We start from the raw sequence: 4228 nt of genomic DNA, 5'->3' as shown, positions 1-4228 counted from the left end.
ATGTTAAGCTGCTTTAATATATTAGAATATAAATATTGGCAAAGTATTTGTTTCTAATCGACTGATAATCAATACATCGAATCGACGGAAAACATATATATAAGGAAAATAAATCCGAATGGGACTTTAAATTCGAACATTAGTAACAAAAGAGCTGTTATTCCCCTGATTCTTAATCACTTTTCTAAAGAAGACTATGAAGAACATACTGTTGTTTGGCGCCGGAAAATCGGCCACCAGTCTGATCGAATATCTGTTAACAAATGCACCCAGGCAAAAATGGCATCTGACAGTAGCCGATCATGACCTGTCGCTTATCAAGTCCAAAACAGGAAAATCATATTATGCAACCCCCACGGCACTGGATATTAAAGACCATGCTGCCCGACTGCAACTGATCAGGGAAACAGATCTGGTTATTTCTTTATTACCCGCCCAGCTCCATATCCTGGTCGCGAAAGATTGCCTGGAAGCCAAAAAGAACCTGCTCACCGCTTCCTACATTGATCCTGAAGTACGTAAACTACAGGCCGATATAGAAAAAGCCGGATTACTTTTTATGTATGAAATGGGCCTGGACCCCGGGATAGATCATATGTCAGCCATGAAACTCATTCATTCCATCGAGAAAAAAGGCGGCCAGATATTTTCCTTCAAATCCTACTGTGGTGGCCTTATTTCGCCAGACAGCAACGATAATCCTTGGCAGTATAAAGTATCCTGGAATGCCCGGAACATTGTACTGGCAGGCAGCTCCGGCGCTACCTACAAGGAAAAGGGCAAAGTGAAAGAACTGCATCACGAACAACTGTTTGACCACACCAAAACCATACAGGTACCCGGTTTGGGTAAACTGGCCTTCTACCCTAACCGCGACTCTCTCGGTTATATGGAGGCCTACAAACTCGAAGAACTGGCCACCTTTATGCGCGCCACCCTTCGTTTCCCCGACTTCTGCGAAGGCTGGAATGCCCTGATAAAGCTAGGTTTAACGGAAGACACTACTAAAATTGCGACCGATCAACTCACGTATACCGACTGGGCCACTGCAAGGATAACCGAACAAACAGGTACCCCCGAAGAAAACATTGCCCAGTATCTCAGCGTCAGCACCAAGTCCAAGGTTATCCGCCAGCTAAAATTTCTGGGGTTATTAAGCACAGATGTCATAAATTTAGGTGAGCAAACCAATGCCGACATCCTCCAGTTCCTGGTCGAGAACAAACTGAAAATGGAACCGGCAGACAAGGACATGATTGTAATGATGCATGAAATTGAATTCGAACGCCGGAATATGGCTACCAGGATGCACAGTTACATGATCACACAGGGCGAAGACAATATACACACTGCCATGGCTAAAACAGTAGGCCTCCCATTGGGCATAATGGCAAAACTGATATTGCAGGAAAAAGTAACACTAACAGGTTTACAGATACCGGTCATGCCGGAAATTTACAATCCCGTTTTAAAAGAATTAGAAGAGTACGATATCAGATTTGAGGAAAGCTTTGAATAAAGCGGAAAGCATAAAGCGGAAAGCAAAAAGCTATTAAAGCGAGTCATTGTAGGATGCAGGATCTCGTCGAATAGCTTTAAGCGGAAGGCTGACGAATAAAGTTATTGTTTTCCTATGATGGACTCTATCGGGCATAAGGACTTGTGATACCTCCCCAAAGTGGGAGGTTTTTTTTTGAGCAGAAGGCTTAAGGCAGAAAGCAAAAAGCTATTGACGGGGATGATGACACATTGCTTACCATCCGCTTCAATAGCTTTTTGCTTTCTGCCTTAAGCTTTCCGCTCCCTTTCTACAATTGCCGCATCAGCTCCGCAACGCCTTCTGTAGCGGGTTTCTCTATGGTGAACTGATTTGGCATGGATTCAAAGGAAGGGATCTTACGGTCAATGATATACGTAGGCGTTTTCCATTTCACATATTGCAACAGGTTCGCCGCCGGATATACCTGCAGGGAAGTCCCTATAACTACAAAAATATCTGCCGCCTGTACTTCCTGTACCGCCTTTTCTATCATGGTGACCGCTTCGCCGAACCATACAATATGTGGCCGCAGCTGTCCACCGTCTTCTGCAAGGTCTCCCATCTTAATATCATCCCGGATATCATAGATTAAATCCTCGTTGTTAACGCTGCGCATCTTGAATATTTCTCCGTGCAAATGCAGCACATTAGTAGAGCCGCCCCGCTCGTGCAGGTCGTCAATATTCTGGGTAATAATCCGCACATCGAATTTTTCTTCCAGCTTCGCCAGCCCGGTGTGGGCGGCATTAGGCTGCGCCGCCTGTACATCCTTACGGCGGCCATTGTAGAAGTCCTGCACCAGGGCAGGATTTTGCTGCCAGCCTTTGGGGGAGGCGACTTCATATACATTGTAGCCTTCCCATAATCCATCGGAATCCCGGAAGGTCCGGAGTCCGCTTTCTGCGCTGATGCCTGCTCCGGTCAGCACCACCAATCTTGGTTTCATGTTGATTCGTTTATAGGTTTACGTTAGTTGGGGTTTGGGCAATGGCCCTTTTTAATTTCCATTTCCTTATTCCTCGTTTTATAAAAATAAAGATAAAAACAATACCAAGCAGAAATGGCCAGGCACTTAACAGCTCCAGAGAGAACGATAAAAGGCTGTTCCAACCGTCTTTAAACGATAACCAGGACCGCTGAAAAAATCCGGGTGTCTGCGGATCTGTATTGGCAAAGGTTTGATAATAGGTAAGATGAATACCGCTGTAAGCCACATGATGATCCATATATTGCAGGCGGCCTTTGGCAGATTCTATTTCTTCCCGTATACTTTTCAACTGCGCTTCTACTGCCAGTATTTCTTCTACTTTTTTTGCCTGCTGCAGAATTTGCAGGTAACGTTGCTCTACTGCTAAACGTGCCTTCATACGGGCATCCAGGTCTACATATTCTGCGGTGACATCTGTCGATGTTACACTTTTTTCCTCTACCCGTAAAGCCCCACCCGTCAATGCTTCCATACATTGGTCAAAAGCAGCGGCGGGTACTTTTATGTTCAGTTCATTGCGATATTGTATGCTGGTATTGGTTTGATTTTCATCCGCAATGTAGCCACCATATTTTTTAACGGTATCGGCTATACGATTCCGGCAGGCGTCAAAGTCGGATGTAGAAAAACGGAGGGTGCCGTTTTTTATAATTTTTTGGGAGATGGGTACCGGAACGCTGTTGTCCCGATCATCGAGGGCAGCGGGGGCTTTCTCATCCTCTTTCGCGGAAGCGTCAGCTGCGCCACTCGCTGCAGCGGGTAGTGCTATATCTTCCATCGTTACAGCTTGTGAAGCAGGCGTTTCATGATGGCTGCTACATCCGGCCAGTATAAATACAGTAGCGGTGAGTGTCAGGAAAAAGGAATGTTTCATATGGCGTAATTTGCTGTAAGATGTTTGTCTCCGCAAAATTCCATAAAGCGATCCTCCCTCCTTCCCTAAAACACCACAGGCTATCTTCCTGTAAGAAAGATAGCCTGCGCGCTTATTATCTTTATAAAATATTTACTTTTTCATACCACCCATTTCCATAATGGCTTCAAATTCTTCGGGCTTCACATCGCATACAGATAGGCGGCCCTGGCGGATCAGCGAAAAATTAGCCAGCCTTTTTTCTGCTTTCATTTCTGCGAGCGTCACGAATTTCTTGAAGGGTTTCAGTGGTTTCAGTTCCACTACCACCCAGTTAGGATCAGGTGTGGTAGGATCCTGGTAAAACTCTTTAGACACGGTAGCCAGACCCACTATTTCCATTCCTTCATTACTATGATAGAACAGCACCTGGTCCCCTTTTTTCATGCCTTTAAGGTTATTGCGCGCCTGGTAGTTGCGTACTCCATCCCAGAAAGTAACTTTATCTTTTACAAACTGGTCCCAGGAGTATTTAAACGGTTCAGACTTCACCAGCCAATAGTTCATATTGTATAAAATTTTTGGATTTTGATATAGCTGTCAGCTTTTAGCTAATGCAGCGAAGATTAACGCTACCAGCCGCTGGCCAGTACATCTGCGATGTGCATTACCTTGACATTGGAGCCATGCTTACGGATATAGCCATCGAGGTGCATCAGGCAGGACAGGTCTGTAGAGATCAGGTAATCAGCACCGCTGTTAACGGCATTGTTGACTTTCTGTTCGCCCATCCCCATAGAAATCGGTTCAAACTTTACGGCGAAAGTACCGCCAAATCCGCAACACA

General features: G+C 45.2%; 5 protein-coding genes. 1 reads left to right on the top strand and 4 read right to left on the bottom strand.

What is annotated here, in order from left to right; genetic code table 11:
• Window positions 1-196 precede the first annotated feature (196 nt).
• Window positions 197-1519 (top strand): saccharopine dehydrogenase C-terminal domain-containing protein, encoded by a 1323-nt coding sequence (locus VIP81_RS28310; RefSeq protein WP_331969518.1) that lies wholly within the window; start codon window positions 197-199, stop codon window positions 1517-1519.
• Window positions 1520-1808: 289 nt separating this feature from the next.
• Here VIP81_RS28310 and VIP81_RS28305 read toward each other — a convergent pair whose 3' ends face one another.
• The 4 genes from VIP81_RS28305 to VIP81_RS28290 form a co-directional block, all read right to left on the bottom strand.
• Complete coding sequence (locus VIP81_RS28305) at window positions 1809-2486, bottom strand: NAD-dependent deacylase (RefSeq protein ID WP_331969515.1); 678 nt, start codon at window positions 2484-2486, stop codon at window positions 1809-1811.
• A gap of 10 nt (window positions 2487-2496) precedes the next feature.
• The gene (locus tag VIP81_RS28300; protein ID WP_331969512.1) at window positions 2497-3402 is read right to left on the bottom strand and encodes a DUF4349 domain-containing protein; all 906 of its coding nucleotides are present in this window, start codon (window positions 3400-3402) and stop codon (window positions 2497-2499) included.
• A gap of 132 nt (window positions 3403-3534) precedes the next feature.
• Entirely contained in the window at window positions 3535-3948 is a 414-nt protein-coding gene (locus tag VIP81_RS28295; protein WP_133809725.1) for an EVE domain-containing protein, read from the bottom strand.
• Between the two features lie 65 nt (window positions 3949-4013).
• Window positions 4014-4228, bottom strand: a 215-nt coding sequence (locus VIP81_RS28290) for a (Fe-S)-binding protein (RefSeq protein ID WP_331969509.1), incomplete at its 5' end; no start/stop codon positions are given.

The sequence above is a fragment of the Chitinophaga sp. genome (assembly GCF_036566945.1).
Taxonomy (GTDB): domain Bacteria; phylum Bacteroidota; class Bacteroidia; order Chitinophagales; family Chitinophagaceae; genus Chitinophaga.
This window is presented reverse-complemented; position numbering and strand designations above follow the sequence as displayed.